Origin of the sequence: Cobetia sp. 14N.309.X.WAT.E.A4 (assembly GCF_030397495.1) — a bacterium.
Lineage (GTDB): Bacteria > Pseudomonadota > Gammaproteobacteria > Pseudomonadales > Halomonadaceae > Cobetia > Cobetia marina.
Genome location: NZ_JAPNXT010000008.1, coordinates 68,935 through 85,758, shown reverse-complemented (window position 1 = coordinate 85,758; position 16,824 = coordinate 68,935). Strand labels below are relative to the sequence as shown.

The window sequence follows — 16,824 nt, the reverse complement described above, 5'->3', positions numbered from 1 at the left end:
GGGCTGGCTGACAACTGGGGGACCGTGGGACGGTCGACATGACGCAATCAGAGAGCGTGTAATCAGGCGAACGCCTCGATGGTAGTCAAGCTTCACCTCGAACGCAAGTCCCGTGCTCAGAGGCCATGCCAGCGCAGCCCGGGGGACGGGGCCGCCGCTCAACTGACGGCGTCATCCCCCATCACAGGTTGGCATCCAGGAAGGCGGCCAATTGCGCACGAGGCATCGCCCCGACCTTGCTGGCCTCGACATTTCCGGACAGGAACAGCATCAGGGTCGGCACGCCACGAACGCCGAAACGGGACGCCAGCTCAGGGGCCTCATCGACATCGACCTTGACGATCTTCAACCGCCCTTCATATTCCTCCGCCAGCGACTCGAGTGTCGGGGCCACCGTCTTGCACGGCCCACACCAGGAGGCCCAGAAATCCACCAGTACCGGCTGCTCGCTCTCCAACACCACGGATTCAAAGTCTCTTTCTGAAATCGGTGCCACACGTTCGCTCATCGCGACGTTATCTCCCAGGCCACATCGGCCTTGCTGATCTTCCTGCAGGTAAATGATGATACTTCAGCGTGACGACGATGACGGCAAGCCCCGGGATGAGCGGTGTCACGCGAGCGCCTTGTACGAGAGGCATCGCTCTCTGGCGCTTCGCACGACTGTCATGTCGCACCAGTAGACTACCACGCCCTGTCTCTGACATGCCCCACTCTCGACCGATCCTGCCGACGACATGCCATGAGGTTTGACACCTCACACAAGTCGCCGCAACCTTGATCCAGACTGACATTGCATTCTTTACCGTGATACTCCGCAGCGTGGACGGCTTGGCACATGGCGCCCTGCCCTCGAGGACAGCGCATGTAGCAGCGCCCGTTCGCGCAAGGCCTGCCAGCAGGACCTGCCACAAGGACCATGCATTTGAGTGATTCAGCCTCCTCCCTACCTGACAGCTCCCCCGCTGCCACGGACACCAGTGACGATGCACCACTGTTGAAGCTGGCCGCCATCGATCTCGGCTCCAACAGTTTCCATCTGCTGCTGGCCAATCATCAGGCCGGACAATTGCAGGTCGTGGCCAAGCAGGGCGAGAAGATCCAGTTGGCAGCTGGCCTGGATGAAGACGGCATGCTCAGTGAAGATGCCATGGAGCGTGCGCTCAACTGCCTCGCACAGTTCGCGCCCTTCCTGGATGGCATCGAGACGGAGCATCTGCGCATCGTAGGCACCAACGCGCTGCGTGCCGCGCACAACAGCCAGACATTGATCGATCGCGCCGAGGAATTGCTGGGGCATCCCATCGAGATCATCGCCGGCCGTGAAGAAGCGCGCCTGATCTATCTGGGGGCCGCCCATGCCCTGGCCGATGTGCATGGCAAGCGCCTGATCATCGACATCGGCGGCGGCTCGACGGAATTCATCATCGGTGAACAGTTCGAGCCGCTGTTGCTGGAAAGTCTGCACATGGGCTGCGTGGCCTATACCAAGACATTCTTCTCTGACGGCGAGATCAGCGAGAAACGCATGCGCCGTGCCGAACTGGCCGCTCGCTCGGAGCTGGCCAGCATACAGCGCAGCTATCGCGAGCTGGGCTGGGACGACCCCGTCGGCTCCTCCGGCACCATCAAGGCAGCCGCCAGCGTGATGGAAGCCCATGGCTGGGCAGCACACGGCCTGGTGACTCGCGAGGGACTCCATCGGCTGCGCACCGCTCTCTTGGGATTCAAGCGTCTCGACAAGGTCAGCCTGCCAGGCCTGAAAAGTGACCGCGCCAGCGTCTTCCCGGCCGGGGTCGCGATCCTGTGCGGTATCTTCGAAGCCCTGGAACTCGAGCAGATCCGCTACTCCGATGGCGCGTTGCGCGAAGGCGTGCTGTTTGATCTGATCGGTCGCAATACGGCGGAAGACTCGCGCATCGCGGCCATCGATCTGCTGCGTCGTCGCTATGGTATCGACACCCGACATGCGGCCAACGTGCGCGATACCGCACTGGCGCTGTTCGACCAGGTCGCGGATGCGTGGTCACTGGGGGCAACCTCCCGCCAGATGCTGGCCTGGGGGGCCGAACTGCATGAAGTCGGGCTGGCCATCTCGCATAGCCAGTTCCATCGTCATGGCGCCTACCTGATCGAGCATTCCGACCTGCAGGGGTTCTCGCGACCGGAGCAGAAGGCGCTCGCCTTCCTGGTACGCGCCCATCGTCGCAAGTTCGCCAGCCGGGAGCTTGCCAATCTGCCGCTGACGCTCCAGCCACGCCTCGCCCGTCTGGCGCGCCTGCTGCGCATCGCCGTGATGCTCAATCATTCACGCCCTGAACAGCCTGTCCTCGGCACGCAATTGAGCGCCAAGGGCGACGAATTGCGACTGAGCCTGGCAGAAGAATATCGGGATCACAGTCTGATCTGTGATGACCTGACCCAGGAAAGCAGTCTGCAGAAGGCCTCCGACATGACGCTCACCCTCGAAGACGTCGACTGAGAACGGACGCCGCCCTGGCCTCGTGCTGTCCCGCCACTACGCCCAGGGCCCCGTGAGACTCTCTGTCGAGACTGACTCCCGGGGCCGACTTCTGAGGCCCACAGTCAGCCACTCGGCTTTGCTCGCAACCACCACCCGCACGCGGGATGCCATAGCGCCACGATGGCTTGATCGCGGGCACGTCGCGCTACCCGCAGCTGGTGGCGCTGCCAGGGTGGGATGTCGGCTTCCTGCAGCAGGCGCTTGAGGTCCCGCCGGCCCCTGTCAGCCAGGCGCATGACATCACCCGGCTGACGCTGGCCGATCACGACCTCGTCCTCCTGCCCGGCCAATGCCTGCCAGCTCTGTCTCGCCCGATCATCCAGTTCACGCCGTTGGCAGTCACTGACCCCGTCACCAAGACCATGCCTTGTAACGGTATCACTCGCCTGCCACCACAGCTGACCGCGCCAGAGGCGCACCACCAGACTTGAGACCGGACTGTGCCAGCGCACCTCCGCCACCGAGCCCGGCGGCGTGGCGATCCACTGCTGCAGACTGGCCAGGCGCCCGCGCGGCGGCACCGGCCAGCCGCGTGATTGGCACAGGTGACGCAACACCAGACGCTGGCGTGGCTCACTCAACTCGCCCAGACGTGCCAGCGACAGCTGCACCTCTTGCTCTTGCTCCAGTTTCAGCTCCTGCCCCGGCGTGACGCGCTCCGCGCCTGACAGCCGTACCTTCGCCAGCAGCTCGGCCGCCAGCTCATCCAGCAATGACTGCTCTTCCTGGAGCTGCTCCGCCGAGCGCGCAAGGCTGCCCGCAGCCTGTGGCCAACGCCCTTCGAGTGCCGGCAGCACCGTGTGACGCAGATAATTGCGATCGAAACGCTGACTGAGATTGCTGGGGTCCTCGCACCAGTCTCGTGAGACACATAGCCCTTGCTGACTCGCCAGAGTCTCGAGATCACGGCGAGAGACATCCAGCAGCGGGCGTACCAGTCGTGCACGCGCATGGGGGGCCAGATCTCGCCCAGTGGACAAGTTGCCCACGGTCAGCGCCCGCTCAGGCGGCATGGCCGCCAGCCCGCGCCCGCCACTGCCGCGCAGCGCGTTGAGCAATAGTGTCTCGGCCTGATCATCCTGATGCTGCGCCAGCCACAGGCTATCGCCCGCCGCCAGACAGGCCGTCAGTGCCGCCAGCCGCGCCTCACGTGCGGCAGCCTCCACGCCTCGCGACTTGAATGCGGCCTCATCCAGCGCCAGATGGCGCACACTCAACGGCAGCCCCAACCGCGAGGCCAGCCTGCGCGCCAGACGCTCGAAATCATCATTGGCCGCCTGCAGGCCATGGTGCACATGCACCAGCCGCAGTCGCCGCGGGCAGGCCTGTACTGCCCTGGCAGCCAGCCTCGCCAGCATCACCGAATCCAGTCCGCCCGAGAGTGCGATCCATACCGTGTGCCGTGAATCCGTTGCTGCCAACGCCGCACGGACGGCAACGAGTGCGCGCGATTCCGCCATCTCGCCAAGAGACTGCGGAGACGAGGACATCGAGTCCAGTGAAGAAGACAGAGACATGCCGGGCTCCCGTCGCGAAAGCAGATGGATGAAGTGAGCGGAGAAAAAGCGGCCCTGAACGCAAGGACGCCCCCGGAAGATTCCGGAGGCGTCCTGGTCACTCAGGCGTGAACTGCATGCGCATCAAGCGTGATGTGCAGAGATCATACCGGTGCGCCGTAGCTCATCAGGCGCTGGTAACGACGCTCCAGCAGGGCGTCGGTATCCAGCGCGCCAAGACGCTCCAGGCCTTCACCCAGCGCGGCCTTGATGCTGTCGGCAGCAGCTTGCGGATTGCGGTGCGCGCCACCCAGCGGCTCCTTGATCAAGTTGTCGACGAAGCCCAGCTCCTTGAGGCGCGAGGCCGTGATGCCCATGGCATCAGCGGCATCGGCGGCACGCTCTGCGCTCTTCCACAGGATGGAGGCACACCCTTCCGGCGAGATCACCGAGTAGGTGGAGTACTGCAGCATGTTGAGCTCGTCACACACGCCGATGGCCAGTGCACCACCGGAACCGCCCTCACCGATGACGGTGGAGATGATCGGGGTCTTGAGACGCGACATCACTGCCAGATTGTAGGCGATGGCCTCGGACTGACCGCGCTCCTCGGCACCGATGCCCGGATAGGCACCCGGGGTGTCGATGAAGGTCAGGATCGGCATCTTGAAGCGCTCGGCCATCTCCATCAGACGGCAGGCCTTGCGGTAGCCTTCCGGACGCGGCATGCCGAAGTTGCGACGCACCTTTTCCTTCACGTCACGGCCTTTCTGGTGACCGATCACCATCACCGGCTTGTCGTCGAGACGCGCAATGCCACCGACCAGGGCTTCATCGTCCGCGTAGTGACGGTCGCCGTGCAGCTCATCGAAATCCGTGAACAGGTTCTCGAGGTAGTCGAGGGTATACGGACGCTGCGGATGACGCGCCAGCTGAGATACCTGCCAGGCACCGAGGTCCTTGAAGATGGACTCGGTGAGCTTGGTGCTCTTGTCCTGCAGACGAGCGATCTCGTCAGACAGGTTGACCTGGGAGTCGTTACCGACCAGACGGAGTTCCTCGATCTTGGCCTGCAGCTCGGCGATCGGCTGTTCAAAGTCCAGATAATTGGGATTCATAAGGCGTTTCGTTCGTCGTCTCGGGCAGCCAGGAAAGCGAGTCGGCCGGGTCACTCCCCCTGAGCAAGCGCTCAGGCGATCTGTGGCTCACGGCGGTCACAGTCGGCATGGAATTGGGTACGGAAAAGATAGGGGGGCATTATCGCACCCTGTTCGACAGGTGCAAACCTTGCCCGCCCGTTCGGCGCGGGATTGCCTCTCCCCCACGCCCTTCACCACCTCGTTTCACTTGCATCATCAAGGGGAAGGGATGGCGTCCCTCCCCCTTGATCCACAATCACTCACGGTACTTGAGTCGCACGCCGCGCTGGCCTTCCACCTCACCCAGCTGGATCAGCAGTTCATCGCTGGGGGCGACGCGCCATTGCTCACCAAGCTCCAGCCAGGCCTCCGCGGCGGCATTGCGATAGCGTAGCCGCATCGGCAGGCCTTCGCTGGCCAGGTGCGGCGTCAACAGCGTGGACAACTGCTGGGTGAAGCGTCCGCCGATATCCTCGGCGGCGATGCTCATCTCGACGGCCTCACCGAAGCGCGCCCGCGCATCGATGATCGGCGTGACATCCTTGCCACGCAGGCGCAGGCCGCCGGAATAATCATCCTGACTGACCTCCCCCTCGACGATCACCACGCTGTCAGGTACCAGCTTGTTGCGTACCTGGTCGTAGAGTTCGCCGAACATCGAGGCCTCGATGCGTCCGGTGCGATCATCCAGGGTCACGAAGGCCATGGTATCGCCACGCTTGGACTTCATGGTGCGCATGGCGATCACCAGCCCGGCGATGCGCTGCGGCTCCCGTGACGGCTTCAGGTCACTGATGCGCGCATTGATGAAGCGCTTGAGCTCACCTTCGTATTCATCGATGGGATGGCCGGTCAGATAGAGCCCCAGGGTGTCCTTCTCGCCGGTGAGGCGCTCCTTGTCGGTCCACTCGCGCGCCTTGCGATAGCCGGCGTAGACATCCGTTTCCGGCTCGCTGAAGGCATCGCCGAACATGTCGGTGATGCCGACATCGTTGTTGGCATGATTCTGGGAGGCGGCCTTGAGCGCATCCTCCACCGCCAGCATCAGCACCGCACGGGACGGGCCGATGTTGTCCAGCGCCCCGGAGCGGATCAACGCCTCCAGGGTGCGCTTGTTGATCTTCTTGGCATCGATGCGCTTGCAGAAGTCGAAGATGTCGCTGAACGGCCCACCCTCGGCACGTGCGCTGACGATCGCCTCGATCGGGCCCTCGCCCACGCCACGGATCGCGCCCAGCCCGTAGACGACGCGCCCTTCGAGGTCGACGGTGAACTTGTAGCCACCGATGTTGACGTCCGGTGGCGTGACCGTCAGGCCGATATGGCGGCATTCCTCGATCAGCGGTACCACCTTCTCGATGGTCTGCATCTCGGTCGAGATCACCGCGGCCATGAACGGCCCCGGATAGTGCGCCTTCAGCCAGCCCGTCTGGTAGGAGACGAGGCCATAGGCCGCCGAGTGGGACTTGTTGAAGCCGTAACCGGCGAACTTTTCCACCAGGTCGAAGATGTTGCCCGCCAGGTCCTTGTCGATGCCCTTCTCGGCACACCCTTCCATGAAGCCGGCACGCTGCTTGGCCATCTCTTCCGGCTTCTTCTTGCCCATCGCGCGGCGCAGCATGTCGGCCTGGCCCAGCGTGTAGCCGGCCAGCACCTGCGCGATCTGCATGACCTGCTCCTGGTACAGGATGATGCCGTAGGTCGGCTCCAGTACCGGCTTGAGCAGCTCGTGCTGATAATCCGGGTGTGGATAAGACACTTCGGAGCGACCGTGCTTGCGGTTGATGAAGTCATCCACCATGCCGGACTGCAGCGGGCCCGGGCGGAACAGGGCCACCAGGGCGATCATGTCTTCCAGGCAGTCGGGCTTGAGCTTCTTGATCAGCTCCTTCATGCCGCGGGATTCCAGCTGGAAGACCGCCGTCGTCTCCGCCTTCTGCAGCATGTCGAAGGTCTTGGCGTCATCCAGCGGAATGTCATCGATCTCCAGTGGCGGCAGCCCTTCACGCTCACGGACCTTGTCGACCATCTCGGTCGCCCAGTCGATGATGGTCAGGGTACGCAGCCCCAGGAAGTCGAACTTGACCAGCCCGGCTTCCTCGACATCGTTCTTGTCGAACTGCACCACCAGACCGCTGCCATCCTCTTCACACAGCAGCGGCGAGAAATCGGTCAGCTTGGTGGGAGCGATCACCACGCCCCCGGCGTGCTTGCCGGTACCGCGGGTGGTGCCCTCGAGCTTGAGCGCCATCTCCCAGATTTCCTGGGCCTCTTCATCGTTCTCGATGAATTCCTTGAGCTGAGGCTCCTGCTCGATGGCCTTCTCCAGCGTCATGCCGACTTCAAAGGGAATCAGCTTGGAGAGCTTGTCGCCCAGCGAGTAGGGACGCCCCTGGGCACGCGCCACGTCACGCACCACCGCCTTGGCGGCCATGGTGCCGAAGGTGACGATCTGCGAGACCGCATTGCGCCCGTAGCGCTCGGCCACGTAATCGATGACGCGATCGCGCTTCTCCATGCAGAAGTCGACGTCGAAGTCGGGCATGGAGACACGTTCCGGGTTCAGGAAGCGCTCGAACAGCAGGTCGTATTCCAGCGGATCCAGATCGGTGATCTTCTGGGCATAGGCCACCAGTGAGCCGGCACCGGAACCACGCCCCGGGCCGACCGGCACGCCGTTGTCCTTGCCCCACTGGATGAAGTCCATGACGATCAGGAAGTACCCGGGGAAGCCCATCTGCAGGATGATGTCGAGCTCGAAGTCCAGGCGGGAACGATAGCGCTGTTCGGTGTCAGCCCAGGCTTCGCTGTCGCGGGGATGCCTGTCGCGCGGATAGAGCTTCTCGAGGCGTTCCGTCAGGCCATCATGGGAAACCTTGCGGAAGAACTCATCCATCGTCATGCCTTCCGGCACCGGGAACTCGGGCAGGAAGTAGGTCCCCAGCTGAACAGTCACGGAACAGCGCGCCGCGATCAGCACGCTGTTCTCGAGCGCTTCGGGAATGTCGGCGAACAGCTCGTGCATTTCCTCGGCGGTCTTCAGGTACTGCTCATCGCTGTAGCGGGTCTCGCGGCGCGGGTCATCCAGCGCCTTGCCTTCCCCGATGGCCACGCGCGTCTCGTGGGCCCAGTAGTCCTCACGCTTGAGGAAGCGCACGTCATTGGTGGCGACCACCGGAGTATCGGTCGCCTCCGCCAACGCCACCGACAGGTGCAGGCACTCTTCCTCGTACTGGCGCTGGGTACGGGTCAGCTCCAGATAGAAGCGATCCCCGAAGACCGCCTTCCATTCGCTCAGTAGGGTCCGTGCGGTGTCTTCGTGATCCGAGAGCAGATGACGCCCGATCTCGCCCTCGCGACCCCCGGACAGCACGATCAGCCCCTCGGCCTGCTCGAAGATCCACTGCTTCTCGAGATAGGCACGCCCCTGCTTCTGGCCGTCGGTCCAACCGCGCGAGATCAGCTCGGTCAGATGGCGATAGCCGATGTCATTCATCGCCAGCAGCGTGATGCGGTAGGGACGCGTGACGTCCTGCGGATTGGTCATCCACAGATCGGAGCCGATGATCGGCTTGATCCCGGCCCCTCGGGCATTGGAGTAGAACTTGACCAGCCCGAACAGGTTGGCCTCGTCGGTGACCGCGACAGCCGGCTGGCCTGCCGTGGCGGTCGCCTTGATCAGCGGCTTGACGCCGGGCAGACCATCGACGAGAGAGAACTCGGTGTGAACGCGCAGGTGAACAAAGGGCGTGGTCATGGAATCGGCTCGTGAAGTCTGCGTGACGGTAAAGGATTCAGTCGCGGCGGGTGACGATGGCCGCGCTGACGCTGCCGGCGCCTCGGACGCTGAAGGCGGGGACTCCGCTGCCAAGGATAGCGCGTCGGGGGCAGCGTCTGAAGGCGCCTCGCCTGTCAGGACGACCTCGACTGACGGGGATGCCGTGGTCTCACTGGCATCAGTCAGACCACGGCTGGCGGCTTTTTTTCAGCGGGAGACTGGCTCGGCTCACTCGTCGCCAGGGCCGCTTCCTGCTCTGACGGCCCCGACGATCGCTCTGACGGCCCCGACGATTGCCCTGATGACTCGACAGCCTTGTCCGGCTCAGCGGTTGGCTCAACCGGTGCTGGCAGCGCGATCAATGCATCTTCCGGCACGGCCTGCGGCACATGCCCGGCCATGTAAAGCCGCTTGACCGGCCCGAAGCTCTTGCGATGCAGGGTAAGGATGCCATGCGTCTCGATGGCAGCCTGATGCTCGCGGGTCGGGTAGCCCTTGTGACGCGCGAAACCGTAGGCGGGGAAGCAGGCATCCAGCGCTGCCATCTGGGCATCGCGGTATACCTTGGCCAGTATGGAAGCCGCGCCGATGGCGGCGTGGCGCAGGTCGCCCTTCACCACTGCCATGCCGGGAATCTCGTGCCCCGGCAAGCGGTTGCCATCCACCAGCAGATATTCCGGGCGTACGCCTAGGGCATCGACAGCACGCCGCATCGCCAGGTGCGTGGCCTGATAGATGTTCAGCTCATCGATCTCTTCACTGGTAGCCTCGGCGATCGCCCAGGCCCAGGCACGCGCACGAATCTGCTCGTACAGTGCCAGGCGCTTCTTCTCGCTGAGTTTCTTGGAGTCGGTGATGCCCTCGATGGGGTCATCCGGGTCAAGAATCACCGCTGCCGCCACCACGGGCCCGACCAGCGGTCCACGCCCGACCTCATCGATACCTGCCAGCAGCTCCCCGTGATAGGGGATCACCAGCGCAGGGAAATCATCGGCAGGTTTGCGCTTGCGACTGGCGGGCAGAGCGGCGGGTCGATCGGCAGAATCGGTCATGGTATCTCGGGGCGTCAGACAACCGACAGACCACTGTTGCGGCCTGCCGATCAGGGGGTATCAGTCAGTAAAGGCATCACGGGCGATCGTGATCAGCGCCCCGCCAGCTCACCGATGGCAATGGCGGCCGCGGCGCTGGCATCACAGGTCAACTCACGATGCATGGCGACGAAGCGCTCACGCAGCTCACGCTGGCGACAGACATCGCCGGCGGCACGCGACAGCAAGGGAGCGAGGCTTTCCTCGATGGACTCCGGCGTGGCTGCGTCCTGGATCAGCTCCGGCACCAATGTCTCGCGGGCAATCAGGTTGGGAAGCGAAATCCAATCGGTCTTGACCATGTGCCGTGCGATGCGGTGGGTCATCGGCGCCATGCGATAGGCCACCACCATCGGACGATGACACAGCAGACATTCGAGCGCTGCCGTACCGGAGGCCAGCAGCACGGCATCGGCGGCAGTCATCGCTTCACGCGACTGGCCATCGATGAGGTGAATGCGACTGCGATCCAGCGCCTCGCGCCCCTGCATCAGTGACTCAAGCTCGCTACGCCGCAGCGACGTGGCGGCCGGAATCACCACTTCAAGCGCAGGGTAACGCTGGCAAAGGCGTTCAATGGCGGCCAGGAAGGTCTCGCCGAGGAAACGGATCTCGTTGCCACGGGATCCCGGCAACACCGCCAGCAACTGCACGTCGGGGGCAATCCCCAGCTGCAGGCGAGCAGCATCGCGATCATCCTCGAGCGGCAACTCATCCGCCAGCGGATGGCCGACGAAGGTCACCGGCACCTGATGTTCGCGATAGAAGGCCGCCTCGAAGGGCAGGAAGGTCAGCATGCGATCGACGGCACGGCGGATGGTCTTCACCCTGCCCTGACGCCAGGCCCAGACGGAGGGACTGACATAGTGCGCCGTAGTGATGCCCCGCTTGCGCAGGCGCAGCTCGAGCCCCAGATTGAAGTCGGGAGCATCGATACCGATCATCACGTCAGGCTGCCACTCAAGCGCGTCGCGCAACAGATGGCGACGCACCTTGATCAACTCCGGCAGATGCTTGAGCACCTCGACCAGCCCCATGATGGAGAGAGTTTCCAGCGGATAGAGGCTGTCGAAGCCTTCGGCCTGCATGCGCGGCCCCCCGATGCCACGAAACTCGACATCGGGATGACGCGCCTTGAGCGCGCGCATCAAGCTGGCACCGAGGATGTCACCGGAGAGCTCTCCGGCTACCAGGTAGATGCGCATGCTCAGCGTGTCAGGCCACGAGTGGACGCCTTGAGCGAGGCGATGAAGATATCGCGCTCGGCGAGAGGCGGCTCACCTTCCAGCTTCTCGAGTGCCTGCGCCAGTGTCAGCCCCTGACGGAAGACCGTCTTGTAGGCCGCGTTCAGGGCGGAGATGGTCTCGCGACTGAAACCACGGCGCTTGAGGCCGACGCTGTTGAGGCCATGCGCCTCGGCAGGGTGCCCATTGACCATCACGAAGGCCGCGATGTCCTTGGTGATGATGGAGCCACCGCCCGCCATGGCGTGCTCGCCGACATGACAGAACTGGTGCACCGCCGACAGTCCGCCGAGAATGACGTGATTGCCCAGATGGACATGCCCCCCCAGCGTCGCCTGATTGGCCATGATGCAGTCATCCCCGATGATGCAATCATGGCCCACGTGCGAGTAGGCCATGAACAGGTTGCGACTGCCGATGCGTGTCAGGCTGGCATCCTGGACGGTACCCCGGTGCAGGGTCACACCCTCGCGAATGACGTTGTCATCCCCGATCTCCAGGCGTGTCGGCTCACCGGCGTACTTCTTGTCCTGGCAATCCTCACCGACCGAGGCGAACTGGAAGATGCGGTTACGCTCACCGATGACCGTCGTACCCTTGATGACGACGTGCGGCCCCACCACCGTGCCAGCGCCGATCTCGACGTCGGCACCGATCACGCAAAACGGACCGACCTCGACATCGTCGGCCAGGCGGGCGCCGGGATCGACAATGGCAGTAGGATGTATCAAGCGACCTTCCTCTCGGCACAGATGATTTCGGCTTCACAGACCACGTCACCGTCGACCTTGGCCTGACAGGCGAACTTCCAGATACCACGCTTCTCGCGCAGCACGCGGGCGCTGATCTCGAGCTGGTCGCCCGGCATGACCGGACGCTTGAAGCGCACGTTGTCACTGCCCACGAGGTAATAGATGTAACCATCGGCAGGACGCTTGTCGACCGTCTTGAAACCCAGAATACCTGCCGCCTGAGCCATGGCCTCAACGATCAGCACACCCGGCATGATCGGGTGTCCCGGGAAGTGGCCATTGAAGAACGGCTCATTGATGCTCACATTCTTGCGCGCGACGATGAACTCGCCAAGGGACAGTTCCATGACCCGATCGATCAGCAGGAAAGGATAGCGGTGCGGGAGATACTCACGGATCTCGTTGACGTCCATAACCATTGGCTTGCAACCTCTGAAATAACGAAATGCCTGCCGCACTCGGGCAGGCATGTAATGACGGTCCGGACCGCCGTTCTGGCAATGGCGCGCATTATAGCGTCCTTGCGCGCGACTGGCAGCCGCTCATTGCCCAGAGTCGCCGGGCTGACGAGATGACCTGCCTGGACAGGCGCTCGGCACAAGGCACAAAACCAGCGACCACTGCCTCATGGACAACGCCTGCTGGCACCTGCCGCGGTGCCAGAGCAGCGCTACCTGTCCTTCAAGTCCTTCTCGACCTGGTTCAGACGTCGTGCGAGCTGATCCAGCTGCTTGAAACGCACGGCATTGCGGCGCCACAGGCCATTGTCCATCGCCCCGGTACCCGACGAGTACACGCCCGGCTTGGTGATGGAATTGGTCACCAGACTCATGCCGGTGACCTGCACGCCATCACAGATTTCCAGATGCCCGGCAAGCCCCACGCCACCGCCCATCAGACAGTAGCGACCCACCTTGGTGGAACCGGCGATGCCGACACAGCCGGCCAGCGCCGAGTGATCTCCGATCTGCACGTTGTGCGCGATCTGGACCTGGGAGTCGATCTTGACGTCATTGCCGATGATGGTGTCGCCGAGTGCTCCTCGGTCAATGCTGGTGCAGCTGCCGACCTCGACATCATCACCGATCATCACGCCACCCAGCTGGGCGATCTTGTGCCAGCCCTTGCCGTCGTGGGCGAAACCGAAGCCGTCGGCACCGATCACGCAGCCACTGTGCAGGACTGCCCGCGCCCCGATGACCACCCCGTGATAGAGCGTGACATTGGGATGCAGCAAACACCCTTCGCCCAGCACGCTGTCAGCGCCAATGACGCACCCGGCCTGGAGACGGGAGCCATCCCCGATACTGACACCGGGGCCGACCACCACCTGCGGGCCGATCTCGACATTCGCGCCCAGCGTGGCCGTCTCATCGACGACTGCACTGGGATGCACGCTGGCCTGCGGTGCCTGTGCCATGGGATCGAACAACCGCGACAGCTCGGCATAGGCCAGGTAAGGATTGTCCAGCACCAGCGCATGGCTCTTGCACTCGTCGAGATGACTCTCGTGCAGCAGCACCGCCGTGGCCTGAGAGTCCGCGAGATACTTGAGGTAGGCGCGATTGGCGAGGAAGGCGATATCGCCTGGCGCCGCGTCCACCAGCGTCGACAGACCAGAGACCCGAACGTTCGGGTCGCCAACGAGTCGAGCACCCAGCCGCTGAGCCAGATCCTCGAGAGTGTAGGAGAATTGTTGCTTTTTCATGCTGTCTCTAGGCGTCGGGCGCCGCTGGCTCGCATTCGCGTAGGCATGCTCAATGCTGGCATCGCGCGCCGTGACGCGCGACGACATCAGTTGAGCGAGTTGAAGACCTGGGTGACCTCATCGGTCAGGTCGAGACCATCCTTGCTGTAGACCGTGGCACTGCGGTCCACCAGCAGCTCGACACCGTGCTTGTCGACGACCTGCTGAATGGCCTTGTCCAGCTTGGGCTTGGATTGCTTGAGGAATGCCTGCTCGGCCTGCTGCTGCTGCTGCTGGACCTGGCCGCGCAGCTGCTGGAACTGCCCGCCCTTCTGGCGCAGTTGCTGCTGCAGTGACTGGCGCTCGGAATCCGACATCACCGCACCATCCTTCTGCAGCTTGTTCTGCATGGTCTCAAGCTCCTTGGCCAGCGCCTTGGCCTGATCCTGCTTGCCAGCCAGCTGATTCTTGAGCTGATTCATGGAGCGCTGGGCAGCATCGGAGCTCAACAGCGCCTGGCGCCAGTCCATGACCGCCACTTCCGTGGCCTGGGCCATCATCGGGGTCGCAAAGGCTGCGAGGCCGCCTGCCAGACACAGTGCGCGGGTCAATTTACGCATCATAAAACTCCTTGTAGGCCTGTTGTTCGGTGACCGACGCCAGAACAGGAACGGCGGCGCCGGCAGCGGGGACATGACGCCACATCGGTTGCCCACCGGTGTGGCGTCATGTCCGCCTTAGAAGGTCTGGCCCAGTGAGAACTGGAAGATCTCGGTGTCGTCGTCGTCATCGTCACCGATGGGCTGCGCGACACTGAAGGTCAGCGGGCCAACCGGCGTGATCCATGACAGGCCGATACCGGCGCTGTAATTCAGATCGCCGAGGTCCACGCCACTCTCACAGGAACTGGAATAGCTGGAGCCGACATCGTAGCAGGACGTCAGATAGGTATTCCCCGCATCCACGAAGAACGACGGCTGGACGCTGCGCTTGTCCTTGACGAAGGGCATCGGGAAGATCAGGTCGATCCCGCCCTCGACCAGGATGTTGCCGCCCAGGGTATCGTCATCACCGTCATCGACCTCGGTGGATGCCTGACCCAGGGTGTTGGAGCTGTAACCACGCACGCTGCCCAGACCACCCGCATAGAAGTTCTTGAAGAACGGGTAGGTATCGCCGGAGAACGAATTGGCATAGCCAAGTTCGGTCCGGAACTTGAGCGACCAGTCATCATGCAGTTCGAACAGCTTCTGCCCCTTGTAGCGGAACTTGTAATAGTCCGCATCGGAGCCGGGCACTGCCACTTCCAGTGACAGCAGCTGCGAGCTGCCCGCCGTGGGTAGGATGCCGCGGTTGAGATTGTTGCGCGACCAGCTGGCGGTCAGCTTGTAGAGGTTGAAATCCTCGCCCTCATCACTGATGTACTGCGTGACCTCGGCGGGGCTGTCATCGAAGTCCTTGACGCGCACGAACTCGTAACCGGCACCGAAATTCAGGCGCGACAGTTCGTTGATCGGGTAACCGAAGTTGATGCCACCGCCGAAGCTGTCGGTCGCGTAGCTGGCGACATCGTCATCATCGTCGTAATCCACCTTGCGGTAGAACAGGTTGTAGCCACGCGAGATGCCATCCAGTGTCCAGTACGGGTCGGTATAGCCGAAGCTGACATTGGTGTAGTCATCGGACTTCTGGGCATTGATGTTGACTTCGTTGCCGGTGCCCAGGAAGTTCTTCTGCGACAGCCCCACCCCGTAGATGACCCCGTCACCCTGAGAGAAGCCGACCGACGCCGAGATCGAGCCCGACGGCTGTTCCTCGACGTTGTAGTTGACGTCCAGCTGATCCGGCTCGCCGGCGACCGGACGCGTGTCCACATCGACCTGCTTGAAGAAGCCGAGGCGCTCGAGCTTCTGCTTGGATTGCTTGATCTTGTCCGTCGAGGCAGGCGCACCCTCGAGCTGGGTCATCTCACGACGCAGCACCTCGTCGGCCGTCGTGGTATTGCCCTTGAAGTTGATGCGACGCACGTAGGCGCGCTTGCCGGGGTCGACCGCAAAGGTCAGATCCACCGTCTCGCTCTCTTCATTGACCTCAGGCACGGCGTTGACCTTGGCGAAGGCGAAGCCGTCGGCTCCCAATGCCTGACGCAGGGCCTCGCTGGAAGCCGTCACATCACGCTGGGAATAGAGGGCATCCGGAGCGAGCTTGACCAGATCACGCGCCCTCTCTTCCTTCATCTTGATGTCGCCGGCGAAACCGATCTCACCGATCTTGTACGGCTTGCCTTCGTCGACATTGATGGTGACGAAGATCTCGGACTTGTCCGGCGAGATGGACACCTGGGTCGAGCGCACCTGGAAGTTCACGTAACCACGATCCAGATACCAGGACTTGAGCGTCTCGATGTCCCCGGTCAGCTTCTCGCGCGAGTATTCGTCGTCGGAGAACCAGCCGAAGAACCAGCTCGGGCGGTCTTCCAGCTCGAGCTGTTCACGCAGGGTCTCGTCATCGAAGGCGGAGTTGCCGACGATGTTGATCTGGTGGATCTTGGCGACCGCACCTTCCTTGACGTCGATATTGACCTGAACACGGTTGCGCTCGAGGGTTTCCACCGAGGTCTCGATGCGAGCGCTGTAGCGGCCCTGCGCCTGGTAGACGCGCTCCAGCTCACGCTGCATCTCTTCCAAGGTGGAGCGCTGCAACACCTGACCTTCGGCCAGCCCGGCTTCCTTGAGGCCCTTGCGCAGGTCCTCGTCGGGAATCTGCGAGTTGCCGTCGATCTCGATCTTGGAGATCGTCGGGCGCTCGACCACGTCGATGATCAACACATCGCCATCACGCTTGAGGCGGATATCATCAAACAGGCCAGTGTCGAACAGCTGGCGCGCCGCGGAGGACAGATCATCATCCTCGACGGTCTGATCAGCGGAGACGGGGAAGGCGTTGAACACGGTGCCCGCAGACACGCGCTGAAGGCCTTCTACCCGGATGTCGGATACTTTGAAAGACGCGGCCAAGGCGCCTTGACTGGCCCCGAGCAGCGCAGCTGCCAATCCAATGGTCTTGAGTTTCATGCAGTCGCTTCGCTTCTCTGGATTCCGCCCGCTTGGATA

11 protein-coding genes and 1 pseudogene are annotated in these 16,824 nt (G+C 62.9%); 1 reads left to right on the top strand and 11 read right to left on the bottom strand.

Translation table 11 applies throughout. From position 1 onward, the window contains the following. Nucleotides 1–181: 181 nt before the first annotated feature. Nucleotides 182–508 (bottom strand): thioredoxin, encoded by a 327-nt coding sequence (trxA, locus tag OW493_RS12100; RefSeq protein ID WP_077377859.1) that lies wholly within the window; start codon nt 506–508, stop codon nt 182–184. A 489-nt stretch (nt 509–997) separates the two neighbouring features. Between trxA and ppx the strand changes: the two genes are divergently transcribed. Continuing rightward, the gene (gene ppx, locus OW493_RS12095) at nt 998–2,482 is read left to right on the top strand and encodes an exopolyphosphatase (RefSeq protein WP_289864336.1); all 1,485 of its coding nucleotides are present in this window, start codon (nt 998–1,000) and stop codon (nt 2,480–2,482) included. Nucleotides 2,483–2,586: 104 nt separating this feature from the next. On the opposite strand, the gene tilS is transcribed toward ppx, so the two are convergent. The 10 genes and pseudogenes from tilS to bamA form a co-directional block, all read right to left on the bottom strand. After that, nucleotides 2,587–4,041: a tRNA lysidine(34) synthetase TilS gene (gene tilS, locus OW493_RS12090; protein ID WP_289864297.1), complete on the bottom strand. Its 1,455-nt coding sequence runs from the start codon at nt 4,039–4,041 to the stop codon at nt 2,587–2,589. A 143-nt stretch (nt 4,042–4,184) separates the two neighbouring features. Continuing rightward, nucleotides 4,185–5,138 carry an acetyl-CoA carboxylase carboxyl transferase subunit alpha gene (accA, locus tag OW493_RS12085; protein ID WP_289864296.1) on the bottom strand — a complete coding sequence of 318 codons (954 nt, stop codon included), beginning with the start codon at nt 5,136–5,138 and terminating at the stop codon, nt 4,185–4,187. A gap of 277 nt (nt 5,139–5,415) precedes the next feature. Next, the gene (gene dnaE, locus OW493_RS12080) at nt 5,416–8,916 is read right to left on the bottom strand and encodes a DNA polymerase III subunit alpha (protein WP_077377851.1); all 3,501 of its coding nucleotides are present in this window, start codon (nt 8,914–8,916) and stop codon (nt 5,416–5,418) included. A 428-nt stretch (nt 8,917–9,344) separates the two neighbouring features. Further along, nucleotides 9,345–9,989, bottom strand: a pseudogene (gene rnhB, locus OW493_RS12075) (ribonuclease HII); the annotation flags it as partial. A 92-nt stretch (nt 9,990–10,081) separates the two neighbouring features. Further along, a complete protein-coding gene (lpxB, locus tag OW493_RS12070) occupies nt 10,082–11,233 on the bottom strand; it encodes a lipid-A-disaccharide synthase (RefSeq protein WP_289864295.1) in 1,152 nt (383 codons plus the stop codon). Nucleotides 11,234–11,235: 2 nt separating this feature from the next. After that, entirely contained in the window at nt 11,236–12,003 is a 768-nt protein-coding gene (gene lpxA / locus OW493_RS12065) for an acyl-ACP--UDP-N-acetylglucosamine O-acyltransferase (RefSeq protein ID WP_289864294.1), read from the bottom strand. Further along, nucleotides 12,000–12,443 carry a 3-hydroxyacyl-ACP dehydratase FabZ gene (gene fabZ / locus OW493_RS12060; protein ID WP_077377839.1) on the bottom strand — a complete coding sequence of 148 codons (444 nt, stop codon included), beginning with the start codon at nt 12,441–12,443 and terminating at the stop codon, nt 12,000–12,002. Before fabZ ends, lpxA begins: the two co-directional genes overlap by 4 nt. A gap of 251 nt (nt 12,444–12,694) precedes the next feature. Beyond that, complete coding sequence (gene lpxD / locus OW493_RS12055) at nt 12,695–13,732, bottom strand: UDP-3-O-(3-hydroxymyristoyl)glucosamine N-acyltransferase (RefSeq protein ID WP_077378183.1); 1,038 nt, start codon at nt 13,730–13,732, stop codon at nt 12,695–12,697. Nucleotides 13,733–13,818: 86 nt separating this feature from the next. Then, nucleotides 13,819–14,331 (bottom strand): OmpH family outer membrane protein, encoded by a 513-nt coding sequence (locus tag OW493_RS12050; RefSeq protein ID WP_077377836.1) that lies wholly within the window; start codon nt 14,329–14,331, stop codon nt 13,819–13,821. Nucleotides 14,332–14,448: 117 nt separating this feature from the next. Then, nucleotides 14,449–16,785, bottom strand: a complete 2,337-nt coding sequence (gene bamA, locus OW493_RS12045; RefSeq protein WP_170877460.1) for an outer membrane protein assembly factor BamA — start codon at nt 16,783–16,785, stop codon at nt 14,449–14,451. Nucleotides 16,786–16,824: the final 39 nt, after the last annotated feature.

Bases quoted from the DNA above. Each gene is read 5' to 3' on its own strand.
- trxA (WP_077377859.1), bottom strand. From the start codon at position 508: ATGAGCGAACGTGTGGCACCGATTTCAGAAAGAGACTTTGAATCCGTG.
- tilS (WP_289864297.1), bottom strand. From the start codon at position 4,041: ATGTCTCTGTCTTCTTCACTGGACTCGATGTCCTCGTCTCCGCAGTCT.
- accA (WP_289864296.1), bottom strand. From the start codon at position 5,138: ATGAATCCCAATTATCTGGACTTTGAACAGCCGATCGCCGAGCTGCAG.
- dnaE (WP_077377851.1), bottom strand. From the start codon at position 8,916: ATGACCACGCCCTTTGTTCACCTGCGCGTTCACACCGAGTTCTCTCTC.
- lpxB (WP_289864295.1), bottom strand. From the start codon at position 11,233: ATGCGCATCTACCTGGTAGCCGGAGAGCTCTCCGGTGACATCCTCGGT.
- fabZ (WP_077377839.1), bottom strand. From the start codon at position 12,443: ATGGTTATGGACGTCAACGAGATCCGTGAGTATCTCCCGCACCGCTAT.
- lpxD (WP_077378183.1), bottom strand. From the start codon at position 13,732: ATGAAAAAGCAACAATTCTCCTACACTCTCGAGGATCTGGCTCAGCGG.
- OW493_RS12050 (WP_077377836.1), bottom strand. From the start codon at position 14,331: ATGCGTAAATTGACCCGCGCACTGTGTCTGGCAGGCGGCCTCGCAGCC.
- bamA (WP_170877460.1), bottom strand. From the start codon at position 16,785: ATGAAACTCAAGACCATTGGATTGGCAGCTGCGCTGCTCGGGGCCAGT.